The organism is Acidovorax sp. 35-64-16, from assembly GCF_002281195.1.
In the GTDB taxonomy this organism is placed as follows: Bacteria; Pseudomonadota; Gammaproteobacteria; order Burkholderiales; family Burkholderiaceae_C; genus Acidovorax; species Acidovorax defluvii.
In genome coordinates, this window is record NZ_NCFM01000027.1 from 17,639 (window position 1) to 34,069 (window position 16,431).

General features: G+C 57.0%; 16 protein-coding genes. All 16 read left to right on the forward strand.

Annotated features, from left to right (window positions below; translation table 11 throughout):
- Positions 1 to 84: 84 nt before the first annotated feature.
- The 16 genes from rlmN to B7Y64_RS14490 all read left to right on the forward strand — a co-directional run bounded on the left by rlmN (position 85) and on the right by B7Y64_RS14490 (position 16,285).
- Entirely contained in the window at positions 85 to 1,206 is a 1,122-nt protein-coding gene (rlmN, locus tag B7Y64_RS14415; RefSeq protein WP_024814588.1) for a 23S rRNA (adenine(2503)-C(2))-methyltransferase RlmN, read from the forward strand.
- A gap of 26 nt (positions 1,207 to 1,232) precedes the next feature.
- Positions 1,233 to 2,066, forward strand: a complete 834-nt coding sequence (gene pilW / locus B7Y64_RS14420) for a type IV pilus biogenesis/stability protein PilW (RefSeq protein ID WP_024814589.1) — start codon at positions 1,233 to 1,235, stop codon at positions 2,064 to 2,066.
- Complete coding sequence (locus B7Y64_RS14425; protein WP_291324781.1) at positions 2,059 to 3,015, forward strand: helix-turn-helix domain-containing protein; 957 nt, start codon at positions 2,059 to 2,061, stop codon at positions 3,013 to 3,015. The genes pilW and B7Y64_RS14425 overlap by 8 nt, the downstream gene beginning before the upstream one ends.
- 8 nt (positions 3,016 to 3,023) lie before the next feature.
- A complete protein-coding gene (ispG, locus tag B7Y64_RS14430) occupies positions 3,024 to 4,295 on the forward strand; it encodes a flavodoxin-dependent (E)-4-hydroxy-3-methylbut-2-enyl-diphosphate synthase (RefSeq protein ID WP_291324791.1) in 1,272 nt (423 codons plus the stop codon).
- A gap of 147 nt (positions 4,296 to 4,442) precedes the next feature.
- A complete protein-coding gene (gene hisS / locus B7Y64_RS14435) occupies positions 4,443 to 5,708 on the forward strand; it encodes a histidine--tRNA ligase (protein ID WP_291324780.1) in 1,266 nt (421 codons plus the stop codon).
- Positions 5,709 to 5,722: 14 nt separating this feature from the next.
- Positions 5,723 to 6,409 (forward strand): tetratricopeptide repeat protein, encoded by a 687-nt coding sequence (locus B7Y64_RS14440; protein WP_291329220.1) that lies wholly within the window; start codon positions 5,723 to 5,725, stop codon positions 6,407 to 6,409.
- Positions 6,406 to 7,572, forward strand: a complete 1,167-nt coding sequence (gene bamB, locus B7Y64_RS14445) for an outer membrane protein assembly factor BamB (RefSeq protein WP_291324779.1) — start codon at positions 6,406 to 6,408, stop codon at positions 7,570 to 7,572. The genes B7Y64_RS14440 and bamB overlap by 4 nt, the downstream gene beginning before the upstream one ends.
- A 13-nt stretch (positions 7,573 to 7,585) precedes the next feature.
- Positions 7,586 to 8,929, forward strand: a complete 1,344-nt coding sequence (gene der / locus B7Y64_RS14450; protein ID WP_291324778.1) for a ribosome biogenesis GTPase Der — start codon at positions 7,586 to 7,588, stop codon at positions 8,927 to 8,929.
- A 107-nt stretch (positions 8,930 to 9,036) separates the two neighbouring features.
- Positions 9,037 to 9,294: an RNA chaperone Hfq gene (gene hfq, locus B7Y64_RS14455; RefSeq protein ID WP_024814595.1), complete on the forward strand. Its 258-nt coding sequence runs from the start codon at positions 9,037 to 9,039 to the stop codon at positions 9,292 to 9,294.
- Positions 9,295 to 9,354: 60 nt separating this feature from the next.
- A complete protein-coding gene (hflX, locus tag B7Y64_RS14460) occupies positions 9,355 to 10,530 on the forward strand; it encodes a GTPase HflX (RefSeq protein WP_291329222.1) in 1,176 nt (391 codons plus the stop codon).
- A gap of 53 nt (positions 10,531 to 10,583) precedes the next feature.
- A complete protein-coding gene (hflK, locus tag B7Y64_RS14465) occupies positions 10,584 to 11,945 on the forward strand; it encodes an FtsH protease activity modulator HflK (RefSeq protein ID WP_291324776.1) in 1,362 nt (453 codons plus the stop codon).
- Positions 11,946 to 11,954: 9 nt separating this feature from the next.
- Positions 11,955 to 12,863, forward strand: a complete 909-nt coding sequence (gene hflC, locus B7Y64_RS14470) for a protease modulator HflC (protein WP_111868299.1) — start codon at positions 11,955 to 11,957, stop codon at positions 12,861 to 12,863.
- Positions 12,864 to 12,881: 18 nt separating this feature from the next.
- Positions 12,882 to 13,067: a DUF2065 domain-containing protein gene (locus B7Y64_RS14475; RefSeq protein ID WP_024814599.1), complete on the forward strand. Its 186-nt coding sequence runs from the start codon at positions 12,882 to 12,884 to the stop codon at positions 13,065 to 13,067.
- 92 nt (positions 13,068 to 13,159) lie between these two features.
- Complete coding sequence (locus B7Y64_RS14480; protein ID WP_024814600.1) at positions 13,160 to 14,338, forward strand: ATP phosphoribosyltransferase regulatory subunit; 1,179 nt, start codon at positions 13,160 to 13,162, stop codon at positions 14,336 to 14,338.
- On the forward strand, positions 14,335 to 15,708 hold the full coding sequence (locus tag B7Y64_RS14485) for an adenylosuccinate synthase (protein WP_024814601.1): 1,374 nt from the start codon (positions 14,335 to 14,337) through the stop codon (positions 15,706 to 15,708). Before B7Y64_RS14480 ends, B7Y64_RS14485 begins: the two co-directional genes overlap by 4 nt.
- 52 nt (positions 15,709 to 15,760) lie before the next feature.
- Positions 15,761 to 16,285: a phosphoribosyltransferase gene (locus tag B7Y64_RS14490; RefSeq protein ID WP_024814602.1), complete on the forward strand. Its 525-nt coding sequence runs from the start codon at positions 15,761 to 15,763 to the stop codon at positions 16,283 to 16,285.
- The last annotated feature ends 146 nt before the right edge of the window (positions 16,286 to 16,431 follow it).

Consider the following 16,431-nt stretch of genomic DNA (forward strand, 5'->3'; position numbering starts at 1 on the left):
CATGATCGTCCCCACGCTCGTTCCAATGCTGTTGGATAAAGCAAGCGCTGGGGGCAGCTGCGACCGATTTTGGACGCGGCAACCATGAAAACCAATCTTCTTGAATTTGACCTCGACGGGTTAGCCGACTTTTGTGGGCAGCTCGGAGAAAAGCGGTTTCGTGCCACGCAGCTTTTCCGCTGGATTCACCAGCGGGGGGCTGATGATTTTGATGCCATGAGCGACTTGGCTGCTGCCTTGCGCGCCAAGCTCAAGGGCTGTGCGCATGTGCAGGCCCTGCCTGTCATCAGTGAGCATGTCTCGGCCGATGGCACCGTCAAATGGCTATTTGACGTGGGCGGTGGCAATGCTGTCGAATCCGTTTTTATTCCTGAGGATGACCGGGGAACCCTTTGCATATCGTCGCAGGCCGGCTGTGCGGTTGGGTGCCGGTTTTGCTCGACCGGGCACCAAGGCTTCAGTCGCAATCTCACCACGGGTGAAATTGTTGCGCAGCTGTGGTTCGCCGAGCACGCCTTGCGCAGACGCCTGGGATCATCTTCCCGCATTATTTCGAATGTGGTGATGATGGGCATGGGCGAGCCGCTGCAAAACTATGCTGCCCTTGTGCCCGCGCTGAAGGTTATGCTGGACGACCATGCTTACGGACTGTCGCGCCGGCGGGTCACAGTGTCTACGTCGGGCGTTGTCCCCATGATGGATCGCTTGTCGCAGGACTGTCCGGTGGCCCTTGCAGTTTCGTTGCATGCGCCCAATGATGCGCTGCGGGATTTTCTGGTTCCGCTGAACCGAAAATACCCGATCCAGGAGTTGCTGGAAGCTTGCCACCGCTACCTTGAGCATGCGCCAAGGGATTTCATTACATTTGAATACTGCATGCTCGATGGCGTGAACGATCAGATTGAGCATGCCCATCAATTGATTGAGTTGGTCAAACCAGTTCGTGGCCACGCGATCCGCTGCAAATTCAACCTGATTCCGTTCAACCCATTTCCTGCCTCAGGACTCTTGCGTTCTTCTCAGGCACAGGTCGCCGCTTTTGCAAAAGTACTAAGTGGCGCGGGAATTGTCACGACAGTGCGCAAGACGCGCGGGGATGATATTGATGCCGCATGCGGCCAACTGGCCGGCGATGTCAAAGACCGTACGCATGCGGCTGCGCGCATGGCAAAGCAACGCACAATCGTGCTCAAACAGGTGACTTAAGTCGCTACTTATTAAGGAGGCGCTACATGGTGGGATCGATTGGACGCTGGCAGCAATATTGCCGCTGGACGCTCATGGCTTGTGGTGCCTTGACCTGTTTTTTTGCGCTTGGAGGATGTGCGACCAATGGCGGGACATCGGCGCCTGAATCCTCTGCGGATCTGGTGACGCCGTCCGACGAACCTGAAGCGCGCCGCCGTGCCCGAATCCGCTTGGAGCTGGCATCCAATTATTTCGAGATGGGGCAAACTGCCGTCGCTTTGGATGAGGTCAAGCAATCGCTTGCATCTGATCCGACCTATGCCGATGCCTACAACTTGCGCGGTCTCATCTATTTGCGCCTCAACGATTTTCCGCAGGCAGAAGAGAGTTTTCGCCGGGCACTGGCTTTGCGCCCTGGCGACGCCAATCTCTCGCACAACTTTGGCTGGCTTCTGTGTCAGCAGAAAAAATACGCAGAAGCTGATCAGAACTTTTCCCGTGCACTGAACAATCCTGCCTACGCTGCGCGCAGCAAAACATTGATGGCGAAGGGACTTTGTCAAGTTGGCGCTGAGCGCTATGCAGAGGCCGAGCAGTCGCTGATCAAGGCCTACGAACTGGATGCTGCCAACCCTGTGGTTGGCTATCACTTGTCGGCACTCCTTTTGCGTCGCAATGATCTGAGTCGTGCGCAGTTTTACATCCGACGTCTCAATAACAGCGAATACGCCAACGCAGAATCGCTGTGGCTGGGGATCAAGGTAGAGCGTGCTTTGGGCGACACCGTGGCTATGAGGCAACTCGCTGATCAGCTGCGCAAGCGGTTCCTTGATTCGCGTGAGTGGGGTGCTTTTGAACGCGGGGCATTCAATGAGTGAGTTGTTGGTTGCGTCGTCTGCAGCTGACACGCCTGGCCAAGGTATGTCAGTGACGGCGGGTGCATTGCTGCGAGATGCCCGTGAGGCGGCAGGGCTGCACATTGCCGCATTGGCCGTTGCCCTGAAGGTGCCTGTTGCCAAGCTTGAAGCACTGGAGGCGGATAATTTTTCTGCATTGCCGGACATGGTGTTCGTCCGTGCACTGGCGTCCAGTGTCTGTCGCACCCTCAAGATAGATCCTCAAGCTGTTCTGGCGCTTCTGCCCCAGGGGGAGGGACCTAGACTCTCTGCCGGAGATGTGGGTTTGAACGCGCCCGTCAAGGGATTCGCCGGTAGATCGTCTGCGGCTCCGTTCAAGGGGGCCGGCTCCAGATCCTTCGTATGGGCTGTTGGCTTGTTGTTGATCGGCGCGGCTTTGATGATGTTCCTGCCCCGGGGCCTGGATGCGGATTTATCGGCTTTGCTCAAGCAACCGGAAACAACTACAAAAATTCCGATGCCTACAGGGAACGTCGCGCAGGAAATTTCGGTTGCAGTGGGTGCAGAACAGCGCGTCCCTTCCGCTGCCCCTGCCCCTGCAGCTGCAGCTGGTGTGGGTGTCGAATTGCCTGCTGGGGAATCGATCAAGCCTGCTGGAATCGCTTCACATCCCATCGTCTTGCCGTCGGTGGAAGCATCTGCCCCCAGCATCGCGCCTGCCGCCGATGCACCCTCCGGTGTTCTCGCTTTCAAAGCACGTAGCGAGTCGTGGATACAGGTTCGTGATGCGGCAGGTGCACTGGTCTTGCAGCGCAATTTGGCGCCCAATGAGCTGGTTTCTGTGTCCGGCGTGTTGCCGCTGGCTGTTGTGATCGGGCGGGCAGATGCCACGGAAGTTTTTGTTCGCGGCAAGCCCTACGATATCGGGCCCGTTTCCCGTGAAAATGTCGCTCGCTTCGAGGTGAAATAGTGGAAAAAATGGTCAGCGATACGGCAGCGATCAACGTGGCGACACCGTCTCCTCGCCGTTCCAGGCAGGCGCAGGTGGTGTGGGGCTCTCGCATAGTCACGGTGGGTGGTGATGCGCCTGTGCGCATCCAGTCCATGACCAACACGGACACCGTAGATGCCATCGGCACGGCAATCCAGGTGAAAGAACTGGCTCAGGCAGGGTCTGAGTTTGTTCGTATTACCGTCAACACACCGGAAGCGGCAGCAGCGGTTCCGTATATCCGGGAGCAACTCGACCGTATGGGGGAAAGCGTTCCTTTGGTCGGGGATTTTCATTACAACGGGCATCGGCTCCTGACGGATTTTCCGGATTGTGCACAGGCACTGTCGAAGTACCGTATCAATCCTGGCAATGTTGGAAAAGGCGACAAGCGTGATCGCCAGTTTGGCCAGATGATCGAAGCTGCGATACGGTGGAACAAGGCGGTTCGCATCGGTGTCAACTGGGGGAGTCTTGATCAAGAGCTTCTTGCCAGCCTGATGGATGCCAATAGCCGCCGACCCCTCCCCTGGGATGCGCGCCAGGTGATGTATGAAGCGCTGATCACCTCGGCAGTGGAATCGGCTCGTCGTGCTGAAGACATGGGTCTGGACGGCAACCAGATCATCCTGTCGTGCAAGGTCAGCGGCGTTCAGGATTTGATCTCGGTTTACCGTGAGCTGGCACGCCGTTGCGACTATGCGCTCCATCTGGGGCTGACAGAAGCAGGTATGGGCACCAAGGGAACTGTCGCCTCTGCCACCGCCTTGTCGATCCTGCTGCAAGAGGGTATCGGCGATACGATCCGGGTTTCGCTCACGCCCCAGCCGGGGGAGGCCCGGACGCAGGAAGTTGTGGTGGCATCTGAGATTCTGCAGTCGTTGGGGTTGCGGATGTTCGTGCCCAGCGTGACAGCCTGTCCCGGCTGTGGTCGCACCACCAGCACAACGTTTCAGGATCTGGCCAAACAGATTGATGATTTCCTTCGTGCGCAGATGCCCGTGTGGCGTGTGCGTTATCCCGGTGTGGAAAGTCTCAAGGTTGCGGTCATGGGGTGCATCGTGAACGGCCCTGGTGAAAGCAAGCATGCGGATGTCGGAATCAGCCTTCCAGGAACCGGCGAGGTGCCCGCGGCTCCGGTGTTTATCGATGGTGAAAAAGCCCTCACGCTACGTGGTGACAACATTGCCAATGAATTTCACCAGATTGTCGAAAACTACATTGAAAAACGGTTTGGTGCCGGATCCTCGGCTGCATAGCCGTAAGCCGGTCACCGCAGGGTTGAACTGCCAGTTGTTGGCAAGCCCTGTTTCTCGTTTTCCCATTTCCAAAAGAAAAATATTGCTGTGAGCATAGAAAAAGGAACCCTTGTGTCGAAGCTTGAAAGGCTGACCGCTGTCAAAGGCATGAACGACATCCTGCCACCCGAATCCGCACGGTGGGAATGGCTGGAGAGCAAGGTTAGAGCACTCATGGAGCGGTATGCGTATCGCAACATTCGTACTCCCATTGTGGAGCCGACTTCGCTCTTTGTGCGCGGCCTGGGTGAGGTCACTGACATTGTCGAGAAGGAGATGTACTCTTTTGAGGACCGCTTGAACGGCGAGCAATTGACTTTGCGGCCGGAGGCAACGGCGGGAGTGGTGCGTGCGGTCGCTGAACACTCCATGTTGTATGACGGTGGAAAACGTTTGTATTACATGGGTCCGATGTTTCGCCATGAACGCCCGCAGCGGGGACGATACCGTCAATTTCATCAGATCGGTGCAGAAGCGCTTGGGTTTCCTGGTGCGGAACTGGATGCTGAATTGATTTTGCTTGCCAATGCGTTGTGGAAAGAGCTTGGCCTGCAAAACGTGCGCCTTGAACTCAATAGTCTGGGACAGCCAGACGAACGCAAGGCGCACCGAGCCGCTTTGATCGGCTACCTGGAGCACCATACAGATGCTCTGGACGAGGAGGCTCGCCGTCGCTTGCACAGCAATCCCCTGCGAATTCTGGACACGAAGAATCCTGCCATGCAGTCGATTGTCGAGGCGGCACCTCGATTGATTGATTTTCTCGGCGAAGCGTCCCTCAGCCATTTCAATGCAGTGAAGGCCATTCTGGATGCCAACGGAGTGTCTTGGCGGGTCAATCCTCGCTTGGTGCGTGGGATGGATTACTACAATCTCACCGTGTTTGAGTTTGTTACCGACCAGTTGGGCTCACAGGGCACCATTTGCGGTGGGGGACGCTATGACTATCTTGTCGAGCAGATTGGTGGCAAGGCCGCTCCTGCGGTTGGCTGGGCGCTTGGAGTAGAGCGCGTTCTGGAGCTCCTGAAAGAGCAAGGTGGAGCCATTCCCCCGGTATGTCCGGATGTATATGCTGTTATCCCGGATATAACGACCTTGCCTATTGCCATTACAACCCTTGAGCGTTTGCGTGGGCACGGTGTCCGCGTGCAGATGCATGGTGCCCCTGTGTCGGGTGAGGGCATGGGTAGCATGAAATCCCAGTTTAAGAAAGCAGATGCCAGCGGTGCACGGTATGCGCTTGTTTTTGGATCAGATGAGTTGGCGCGTGGCGTGGTGCTGTGCAAGTCATTGCGAGATGGCAGTGGCATGCAGACCGAACACCGCCTCGATAGCGTTTCCGAGTGGGCCAGCGCCCTGCAATTTTCCCGTTAATTCCAAATAAATTCATGGCTAATCACCTCGATCTCGAAGAACAAGAGCAGCTTGATCAACTCAAGCATTTTTGGAATACCTGGGGGACATTGATCAGTGCCTTGGCAATCTTGATTTTTGGCTCTGTAGCAGCCTGGAATGGGTACCAGTATTGGCAGAATCGCCAGGCAATTCAGGCGGCAGCACTTTTTGACGCCGTGGATGTAGCCGCTCGTGCCGGTGACCAGGCTCGCATGGAGCAGGCATTCGGCGATCTGCGCGCCAGCTATGCGGGAACAACGCAGACAGCCCAAGCTGGGCTGATGCTTGCAAAATCCATGCTGGATGTCGGCAACATCAAAGGCGCCGGTGAAGCATTGACTTGGGTTGCAGAAAAGGCCAGTGATGACGGCTACAAGGCGCTTGCCAGATTGCGTCTTTCCAGTGTGCTGATGGATCAGAAGGAACTGGACGAAGCGCTCAAGCAGGTCTCGGGTTCATTTCCAGCCGAGTTCGAGGCGGTTGTCGCGGATCGCAAGGGGGACATCTTGATTCTGCAGGGGAAACAGGATCAAGCCGTTACTGAGTACAACCGCGCATTCAAGGCGTTTGATGACCGCGTGGAATATCGCCGTTTGGTGGAAGTCAAGCTCAACGCACTGGGTGTCCGTCCACAAGGTGCTGATGTGACTGCTGGTGCAACACCTGAGAACAAAAAATGAGATTCGCTCTAACCTCGTGTTCCTCGCCTTGGATCTCGCACGCCAGGCATGTCGCGTCCGTGCTTTTGGTCGGGGCAGTTTTGAGTGGTTGCTCTCTCTGGGGCGGGAGCTCCAAGCCTGTGCCTGCAGATCTTGGGCCCAATTTGCCCGTGCTGGGGGTCAACCATGTATGGACCGCGCGGATCGGAAGCATCGCGGGCCTTCCTTTGGATATGCATGTCAGCGGCCATGTGGTGACACTCGCATCGGCGGACGGCGTTGTGGTTGCTTTGGATGCTCGCTCAGGGGCAGATCTTTGGCGCACGGCGCTGGGGGAGCCTCTTTCGGCCGGTGTGGGAAGCGACGGAAAATGGACTGCCGTAGTTTCCCGCAGCAATGCTTTGGTGGTGATGGAGTCTGGTCGTGAGCTTTGGCGTCAGCCTCTGCAGACGCAGACATTCACAGCCCCCTTGGTTGCAGGAAACCGCATTTTCGTCCTTTCTGCTGACCGGTCGGTTTCTGCCTACGATGCAATGACGGGGCGACGTTTGTGGATTCAATCCCGCCCGGGTGAGCCTTTGGTGTTGCGCCAATCCGGGGTGCTTCTGGCTGTGGGCGACACGCTGGTGGTCGGGTTGTCAGGACGACTCGTTGGGTTCAATCCTGACAATGGCAGTGTACGGTGGGAGGCCCCTCTCGCCAGTGCCCGTGGCACCAACGACGTGGAGCGTTTGGTTGAACTGGTAGGCCGCGTTTCTCGTGTCGGCGACAGTGTCTGCGCACGCTCATTTCAAGCGACGGTGGGCTGTGTGAACACTTCACGGGGAACCGTGGCCTGGACACAACTTGCTGCTGGAAGCGATGGCATCCATGGTGACGGCGAACTTGTCTTTGGGTCTGAGAGCAATGGCTCAATGATTGCCTGGAGAAGAGCCGATGGTACGCGTGCGTGGACATCGGATAGGCTCAAATTTCGAAAGTTAACGGCTCCGCTGCTCCTGGGGCGGTCGGTTGTTGTAGGGGACGATGCCGGGCTCGTGCATCTGCTGTCTCGCAACGACGGCAGTCCCTTGAATCGCTTGACCACGGATGCCTCCGGCATCGCCGCCGCGCCGGTTGTCGCTGCGGATACCTTGGTGGCCGTAACCCGCAATGGCGGGATATACGGCTTCCGTCCTGATTAATGGATTGCATTCAATGAAGCCAGTTATCGCCCTCGTGGGGCGTCCGAACGTCGGAAAATCCACGTTGTTCAACCGTCTTACAAAGTCGCGGGATGCCATCGTGGCCGACTTTGCTGGATTGACGCGCGACAGGCACTACGGCAACGGCAAGCAAGGCAAGCACGAGTACATCGTTATCGACACAGGGGGATTCGAGCCAGACGCATCGAGCGGCATCTACCGCGAGATGGCCAAGCAAACGCAGCAGGCAGTGGCGGAGGCCGATGTGGTGATCTTTGTAGTGGATGCCCGCGCGGGTGTTTCGGCACAGGATCACGATATTGCGAACTATCTGCGTCGCCTTGGCAAACCGTGCATTCTGGTGGCAAACAAAGCCGAGGGCATGCTGCAGGGCATTCAGCTGGCAGAGTTCTATGAACTAGGCCTTGGAGACGTCTACCCTGTGTCAGCCGCCCACGGACAGGGTATCCGGGGGCTGGTCGATCTTGCTCTTGAGCCGCTTCATTTGCCGGATCCGGACGACACCGAAGAAAGCGTCGATAAAGGCGTGATCAAGTTGGCGGTTGCCGGTCGTCCCAATGTGGGCAAGTCCACCCTGATCAACACGTGGCTGGGTGAAGAGCGGCTGGTGGCATTTGATATGCCGGGCACCACGCGCGACGCCATCACGGTGCCTTTTGAGCGCAACGGGCAACGATTTGAGTTGGTAGACACTGCCGGTCTGCGCCGCAAGGGGAAGGTGTTTGAAGCAATCGAAAAGTTCTCGGTGGTTAAAACCCTGCAGGCGATCGAGTCAGCGAATGTAGTGTTGCTGTTGCTGGACGCCACCCAGGGTGTGACAGACCAGGACGCACACATTGCGGGCTACATTCTTGAGAGCGGGCGCGCTGTGGTTCTGGCCGTCAACAAGTGGGACGCCATCGATGACTATCAGCGCCAACTACTTGAGCGCTCCATTGAGACACGGCTGGCATTCTTGAAATTTGCAGCAATGCATTTCATTTCGGCGAAAAAGAGGCAGGGTCTTGGCCCCCTGTGGGTTTCCATTGCCCAGGCGCACAAGGCGGCTACCTGCAAGATGTCGACACCGGTGCTTACACGAGTGCTTTTGGAGGCGGTGCAATTTCAGGCGCCCAAGCGCGCAGGCATGTTCCGCCCCAAGATGCGTTACGCCCACCAAGGCGGCATGAATCCACCGGTTATTGTGATCCACGGTAATTCCCTGGAGCATGTGACAGATGCTTTCAAGCGGTTTCTGGAGGGGCGGTTCCGCAAAGAATTCGATCTTGTGGGGACGCCGCTGCGCATTGAAATGAAGACTTCTCACAATCCCTTTGCCGACAAAGACGCCAGTTAGAGCAAGAGCGTGAACTGCGGAGGGGTTTGACGCAGGTCTATGCTTGGCTGCGGTGCGCGCTGTGGTAAGGTGCTGGTTTACAACAACACTTGAACACGGAGCATATCGTGAGCAATAAAGGCCAACTTCTGCAAGATCCTTTCCTGAACGCCTTGCGCAAGGAGCATGTGCCGGTCTCCATTTATCTGGTGAACGGTATCAAGCTGCAGGGACAAATCGAATCATTTGACCAATATGTGGTGTTGCTGCGCAACACAGTGACCCAGATGGTTTATAAGCACGCCATATCCACAATTGTGCCGGGACGTGCAGTCAATTTCTTGACACCAGACGCCGCCCCGGATGCCGACAACAGCGGCGTCTGATTGGGGATGGCGTCGCACAGCCGACCAGCAAAGGTCGGCCCCGCAGATGGGCCGGTTCGTTTGAGTTCCACTGATTCCACTCGCACTCCCAGCGCTCCAGTACTTTTGGTGGGCGTCGATTTTGGGCTTCCCTATTTCGATTCAAACCTCGAAGAGCTGGGGTTGCTGGCGCAAACTGCTGGTCTTGAGCCCGTTGCGCGCATCACGTGCAAGCGCAAGGCGCCGGATGCTGCGCTTTTTGTCGGCTCGGGCAAGGCGGATGAGATCCGTATGCTTGCCCAAATGCACGGTGCCGTAGAAGTGCTTTTTGACCAATCGCTGAGTCCCGCACAGCAGCGCAATCTCGAGCGTCATCTTGAATTGCCGGTGAATGATCGAACGTTGCTGATTCTGGAGATTTTTGCGCAGCGAGCACGCAGCCACGAAGGCAAACTGCAGGTCGAATTGGCTCGTCTGCAGTACCTGAGTACTCGCCTCGTTCGTCGATGGTCGCACCTGGAGCGTCAGCGGGGCGGAATCGGTGCGCGTGGGGGGCCGGGCGAAACTCAGATTGAGCTTGATCGCCGCATGATCAGCGACGCTGTCAAACGGACCAAGGAACGCCTTGTCAAGGTGAAGCGCCAGCGCTCGACCCAACGGCGCCAGCGTGAGCGGCGTGAAACCTTCAATATTTCCCTGGTGGGCTATACCAACGCCGGTAAATCGACCTTGTTCAATGCCTTGGTAAAGGCCAGGGCGTATGCTGCTGATCAGCTGTTTGCAACACTGGATACAACAACGCGGCAACTGTATCTGGGGGAGGCCGATAGATCCGTGTCGCTATCCGACACCGTCGGCTTTATCCGAGATTTGCCGCACGGCCTGGTAGATGCCTTCCAGGCCACGCTGCAGGAGGCGGTGGATGCGGATTTGCTGCTGCATGTCGTCGATGCATCCAACCCCAACTTTCCTGAGCAGATCGATCAAGTTCAACGGGTGTTGCGCGAGATCGGTGCGGCCGATATTGCCCAATTGCTGGTGTTCAACAAACTTGATGCGGTGCCGCCTGAGCAGCGCCCCGCCTTGTTGCAGGATATGTACGACCTGGACGGTCGACCAGTAGACCGTCTGTTTGTCAGTGCGCAGACTGGTGAGGGTCTAGGTGCGCTGCGGCAGAAATTGGCCCAGACCCTACTTGCGGCCCAGGCTGACATGACCCCAGGCGATCTCGCTGAATTCCCGACCGAAGCGTCTTGATTGGGCACAATGCCGGTTGAAACAATGTCATCAGAGAACCAGAGATTTTGCGCATGAATTTCCAAGACCGTAACCCACGCTGGGCCATGCTGCCGGAACGCATCCGTGGGATGTTCAATTTGAACGATCCACGATGGGGGCGCGGCGAGGACAAGGCAGAGGATGGCAGTCGCCCTGAGCCTGAGCGCCCACCAGCACCGGCTGCTGGGGGGCGTGGGCGTGATTCCGGCCCTACCGGGCAACCGCCTGATCTGGATGAATTGTGGCGCGACCTCAACCGTAAGCTGGGCGGGCTGTTCGGCAACAAGAACGGTGGCTCGCGCGGTCCTGGTGGGGGCAATGGAGGTGGGTTTCAACCAGACATGAAGAGTGCTGGCGTGGGCATCGGGCTTATTGCCGGTATTGTTTTTGTGATCTGGATGGGGACCGGTATTTTTATCGTCCAGGAAGGTCAGCAGGCAGTCATTACGCAATTTGGCAAATACCAGAGTACGAAAGGGGCTGGTTTCAACTGGCGTCTTCCTTATCCGATCGAGCGTCACGAACTGGTTTTTGTGACCCAGATACGATCTGCTGACGTGGGGCGGGACAATGTCATCAAAAGCACCGGGCTGCGCGAGTCGGCCATGTTGACCGAAGATGAAAACATTGTCGAAATCAAGTTTGCTGTCCAGTACCGCTTGAGCGATGCCCGGGCTTGGCTTTTTGAAAGCAAGAATCCAGCAGATGCCGTGGTGCAGGCTGCAGAGACTGCGGTGCGCGAGGTGGTTGGCAAGATGCGTATGGACACAGCTTTGGCTGAAGAGCGCGATCAGATTGCACCAAGGGTGCGCACGTTGATGCAGACAATCCTGGATCGCTACAAAGTGGGCGTGGAGGTGGTTGGCATCAATTTGCAGCAAGGAGGCGTGCGCCCACCTGAGCAGGTTCAGGCATCTTTTGACGATGTATTGAAGGCTGGGCAGGAGAGGGAGCGGGCAAAGAACGAAGCGGAGGCCTATGCCAACGATGTGATTCCACGTGCTGTTGGCTCTGCTTCGCGCCTGAAGGAAGAGGCGGCCGCTTACAAGGCCCGCATCGTGGCCCAAGCCCAAGGTGATGCACAACGTTTCACTTCCGTTCTGGCGGAATACCAGAAGGCCCCTCAGGTTACGCGTGACCGGATGTACCTGGAGTCCATGCAGCAGATTTATGGCAACGTCACCAAGGTGTTGGTGGAGTCCCGGCAGGGTTCGAACCTACTCTATCTGCCGCTGGACAAGATCATGCAGGGAGTTGCGCAGTCGTCCGGCGCTGTTGAAGTACCCGCCAGTGGCGGGGCGGTTGCGGTGCCGTCATCGGCTGCGGCCGGTAGTTTGTCGAACGATTCCCGTGCGCGTGACAGCAGTCGCACGCGTGACCGTGAAACCCGATAGGAGCATTTTGTGAACCGAGTTGGATTTATTGCTTCTACCGTTCTGGTAGTTCTCGCATTGATGAGCTCCATGCTCTTCGTGGTGGATCAGCGCCAGTTTGGTGTGCTGTACGCCCTCGGGCAGATCAAGGAGGTCATCACGGAACCGGGGCTGAACTTCAAGCTGCCGCCCCCATTTCAGAATGTGTCCTATATCGACAAGCGGTTGTTGACGCTCGACAGCACGGATACCGAGCCCATGCTGACGGCGGAAAAACAACGCGTGGTGATCGATTGGTATGTGCGCTGGCGCATTTCCGAGCCGACCGAATACATACGTAATGTCGGACTGGATGAGACTGCTGGCGCAATGCAGCTCAATCGGGTGGTGCGCAATGCGTTTCAGGAAGAAATCAACAAGCGAACCGTCAAGGAACTCTTGTCACTCAAGCGAGAGGACTTGATGGCGGACGTGAAGCGCGAGGTTCTGGAAACCGTCCGCGGTGCCAAGCCTTGGGGTGTAGACGTTGTCGATGTTCGCATTACCCGGGTGGACTATGTTGAGGCGATCACGGAATCCGTCTATCGCCGTATGGAGGCAGAGCGCAAGCGCGTGGCCAATGAGTTGCGTTCCACGGGCGGAGCTGAAGGGGAGAAGATCCGTGCCGATGCGGATCGTCAGCGCGAGATCACCATTGCTAATGCTTATCGCGATGCGCAAAAAGTGAAGGGTGAAGGGGATGCCGAGGCCGCGCGCATTTATGCTGAATCTTTTGGCCGCGACCCTCAATTTGCTCAGTTCTATCGCAGTCTTGAGGCTTACAAGGCAAGCTTCAGCAAGAAGAGCGACGTTATGGTGCTGGACCCTTCTTCGTCTGAGTTTTTCAAGGTCTTTCGAGGTGGCTCGAGTTCCCCCGCTGTGCAGCCGGCCCGCAAATGATGCCATTGGCTGCATTACATGGAGTTGACCGATAGTCTCTGGACGGCGTTCGCTTTGGTGTTGGTGATCGAGGGGCTCTTGCCGTTCCTGTCACCTGCCAGCTGGCGCCGTGTATTTACGCAAATGGTGCAGTTGCGTGATGGTCAAATTCGGTTCTTTGCATTGCTTTGCATTCTGTCTGGCATCGTGATGCTGCTTTTCTGATTCTGCCGAGCGCGACTCCCAAGCCTGCGGGGGCTTTCGGGATGCTTCGTCCCTGCCGGTAGAATCGCGTTTTTAACAGCCTTCCAATTTCCATGTCTGCTTGGGTCCTGCCGGATCACATTGCCGATGTCTTGCCGTCTGAAGCACGGCACATCGAAGAATTGCGTCGCGGGCTGCTTGATACAGCCCGCTGCTATGGCTATGAGCTTGTCATGCCGCCCTTGCTGGAGCACCTGGAGTCTTTGCTGACGGGAACCGGCGAGGCGCTGGATCTGCAGACCTTCAAGTTGGTCGACCAGCTCTCTGGTCGGTCACTAGGTTTGCGCGCCGACACCACACCCCAAGTCGCCCGCATTGATGCCCATTTGTTGAATCGCAAGGGCGTAACCCGGCTGTGTTACTGCGGCCCGGTGGTGCACACGCGCCCTGACCGTCCTCATGCGACGCGTGAGCCTCTGCAGTTTGGCGCAGAAATTTATGGCCATGCCGGGTTGGAAGCTGACCTTGAGGCTGTGCAGCTATCCCTGGATTGCCTGCGGGTTGCGAATGTGCAGGACACCAGCGTGGACCTTGCTGACGTGCGTATTGTTCGTAGTTTGCTTGCCGGTGTGCCGGTGGATGCCCCTTTGCTTCAGTCCATCCACACTGCTTTGGCAAACAAGGACGCCAGTGAGTTGGCCTTCCTGTCACGCGATTTCCCCGTGGCATCGCGCGAGGGCTTGCTGGCGTTGTTGCAGATGTATGGCGACGAAGAGGTTCTTGTTGAAGCAGAAAAAGCACTGCAGCGCACGCCTGGCGTGCGCGAAGTGCTATTGAATTTGAAGTGGCTGGCCTCCCGTGTTCAAGGCGTCCGTGTCAGTTTTGATCTGGCCGATTTGAGGGGCTACGCCTATTACAGCGGAATGCGCTTTGCCATCTATGCCCCTGGCGCCAGCGATGCGTTGGTGCGAGGTGGGCGCTACGACGAAGTCGGTGCCGTGTTTGGTCGCAATCGGCCTGCCGCTGGCTTCAGCCTTGACATCAAGCAGGTGGTGAGCGTGGTGTCACCGCGCGTACTCAAGGCTGCCATCCGGGCACCGTGGGGCGATTCGGAAGACGTCCATGCGGCCATTGCGGCGTTACGCAGCTGCGGCGAAACCGTAGTCTGCGTGTTGCCGGGGCATGAAAGCGAAGTCGATGAGTTCCATTGCGACCGAGAACTAGTGTCAGTCTCTGGCCAGTGGATCGTGCAAGCTATTGAAGCAACTGACAATGAATTGGGTTTGAGATGAAAGTTACCAAAGGTCGCAATGTGGTCGTGGTCGGCACCCAGTGGGGTGACGAGGGAAAAGGCAAGCTGGTGGACTGGTTGACGGAGAGCGCGCAGGGCGTTGTCCGTTTCCAGGGCGGCCACAACGCCGGGCATACGTTGGTTATCAATGGCGTGAAGACCGCGCTGCATCTGATTCCGAGTGGCATCATGCGACCCGGCGTCAAGTGCTACATTGGCAACGGGGTGGTGCTGTCTGCAGCCAAGCTTTTCGAGGAAATTGAGGGACTTGAGAAAGCCGGTGTGGAGGTGCGTTCACGCCTGCGCATCAGCGAGGCCTGCCCTTTGATCCTTCCATTCCATGCAGCGCTTGACGTTGCTCGGGAGGCCGCCCGTGAGCAAGGCGGCACGGAAAAGATTGGCACCACCGGCCGGGGGATTGGTCCAGCTTATGAGGACAAGATTGCCCGCCGTGCGTTGCGGGTTCAGGACCTCAAGTATCCCGAACGGTTTGCAGCGAAGTTGCGCGAACTCCTCGCCTTGCACAACCATGTGCTGACAACTTTTTTGGGGTCTGGCAAGTTCGTTTTTGGTGACGCCCTCACTCCTTACATCCGCGATGGCGAGGTGCAGTTCGATGCGGTCTACACCGAGGCCATGCACCACGCAGAACTTCTCAAGCCCATGATGGCAGACGTTTCGCGGGAACTCAACGACGCGCACCAAGCGGGTGATAATCTCCTGTTCGAAGGTGCGCAGGGCACCCTGCTGGATGTGGACCATGGCACCTATCCTTACGTAACCTCCAGCAACTGTGTCGCAGGCAACGCCGCCGCGGGTTCGGGTGTTGGCCCCGGCATGCTCCATTACATTCTTGGTATTACCAAAGCCTACTGCACACGCGTGGGTGGCGGACCATTTCCTACCGAGCTGGATTGGGAAAAACCCGGAACGCCTGGCTATCACATGAGCACGGTGGGTGCCGAGAAGGGTGTAACGACTGGACGCAGTCGCCGTTGTGGCTGGTTTGATGCAGCTTTGCTCAAGCGCAGTGCTCAGGTCAACGGTCTGTCAGGACTGTGCATCACCAAGCTTGATGTGCTCGACGGGCTGGATGAACTGAAGCTGTGCACCGGCTACAAGCTCGACGGTGAGCTGATTGACCTGTTGCCGATGGGCGCAGACGATATTGCCCGTTGCCAACCCATTTATGAAACGATGCCGGGCTGGAGCGATTCAACGGTCGGTGTGACGGACTACTCCAAGCTGCCCCTTGGTGCAAGGCAATATCTGGAACGCATTGCGGAAGTTACCGGTGTTCCGATTGCCATGGTTTCTACAAGCCCGGATCGTGATCACACCATCCTGATGCGCCATCCCTACGTGGCATAACACTCTAGGCGCTTATTTTTGAGCGCTACCAGCTATCAAATCAGGAGCGAACATGTTGACGGAAGACGGCAAACATCTCTACGTAAGCTATGACGAGTATCACAGCCTTATCGAAAAACTTGCTCTGAAGGTGTATCAGTCGGGATGGGAGTTCGACACCATCCTTTGTCTTGCTCGAGGTGGATTGCGTCCAGGAGATATCCTGAGCCGCATCTTTGACAAACCTTTGGCAATCATGTCGACGAGTTCCTACCGTGCTGAAGCCGGTACGGTTCAAGGTCACCTGGACATCGCACGCTTCATCACAACCCCCAAGGGTGAAATTGCAGGGCGTGTGTTGTTGGTAGATGATCTGGCAGACTCCGGTCATACGCTGCATGCGGTGATCGACATGCTCAAGACGAGCTACGCTCCCATATCGGAGTTGCGAAGCGCGGTTATCTGGACGAAGGGGCAGTCAACTTTCTCGCCTGACTATTCGGTGGAATTCTTGTCCACCAATCCTTGGATCCACCAGCCGTTCGAGGGCTATGACAGCTTGGGACCCGACAAGTTGCTTGAGAAGTGGAAAGTTTGAGGGCCGCTGGTATGGCATTCCAAAAATGCAGATGACGTGTCCCCGCATTTCCGGTTTTCCTCATTTTTCCATGCTATAGTCGCAGGCTTCGCTGTTCAGAGGTGTCCCTGTTGGGAAGATCTGGGTGGTGGAGAAGAAGGTTTGCA

Bases quoted from the DNA above. Each gene is read 5' to 3' on its own strand.
- hisS (WP_291324780.1), top strand. From the start codon at position 4,443: ATGAACGACATCCTGCCACCCGAATCCGCACGGTGGGAATGGCTGGAG.
- B7Y64_RS14485 (WP_024814601.1), top strand. From the start codon at position 14,335: ATGAAAGTTACCAAAGGTCGCAATGTGGTCGTGGTCGGCACCCAGTGG.
- der (WP_291324778.1), top strand. From the start codon at position 7,586: ATGAAGCCAGTTATCGCCCTCGTGGGGCGTCCGAACGTCGGAAAATCC.
- B7Y64_RS14490 (WP_024814602.1), top strand. From the start codon at position 15,761: ATGTTGACGGAAGACGGCAAACATCTCTACGTAAGCTATGACGAGTAT.
- bamB (WP_291324779.1), top strand. From the start codon at position 6,406: ATGAGATTCGCTCTAACCTCGTGTTCCTCGCCTTGGATCTCGCACGCC.
- B7Y64_RS14425 (WP_291324781.1), top strand. From the start codon at position 2,059: ATGAGTGAGTTGTTGGTTGCGTCGTCTGCAGCTGACACGCCTGGCCAA.
- hflK (WP_291324776.1), top strand. From the start codon at position 10,584: ATGAATTTCCAAGACCGTAACCCACGCTGGGCCATGCTGCCGGAACGC.
- B7Y64_RS14475 (WP_024814599.1), top strand. From the start codon at position 12,882: ATGGAGTTGACCGATAGTCTCTGGACGGCGTTCGCTTTGGTGTTGGTG.
- ispG (WP_291324791.1), top strand. From the start codon at position 3,024: ATGGTCAGCGATACGGCAGCGATCAACGTGGCGACACCGTCTCCTCGC.
- B7Y64_RS14480 (WP_024814600.1), top strand. From the start codon at position 13,160: ATGTCTGCTTGGGTCCTGCCGGATCACATTGCCGATGTCTTGCCGTCT.
- B7Y64_RS14440 (WP_291329220.1), top strand. From the start codon at position 5,723: ATGGCTAATCACCTCGATCTCGAAGAACAAGAGCAGCTTGATCAACTC.
- rlmN (WP_024814588.1), top strand. From the start codon at position 85: ATGAAAACCAATCTTCTTGAATTTGACCTCGACGGGTTAGCCGACTTT.
- pilW (WP_024814589.1), top strand. From the start codon at position 1,233: ATGGTGGGATCGATTGGACGCTGGCAGCAATATTGCCGCTGGACGCTC.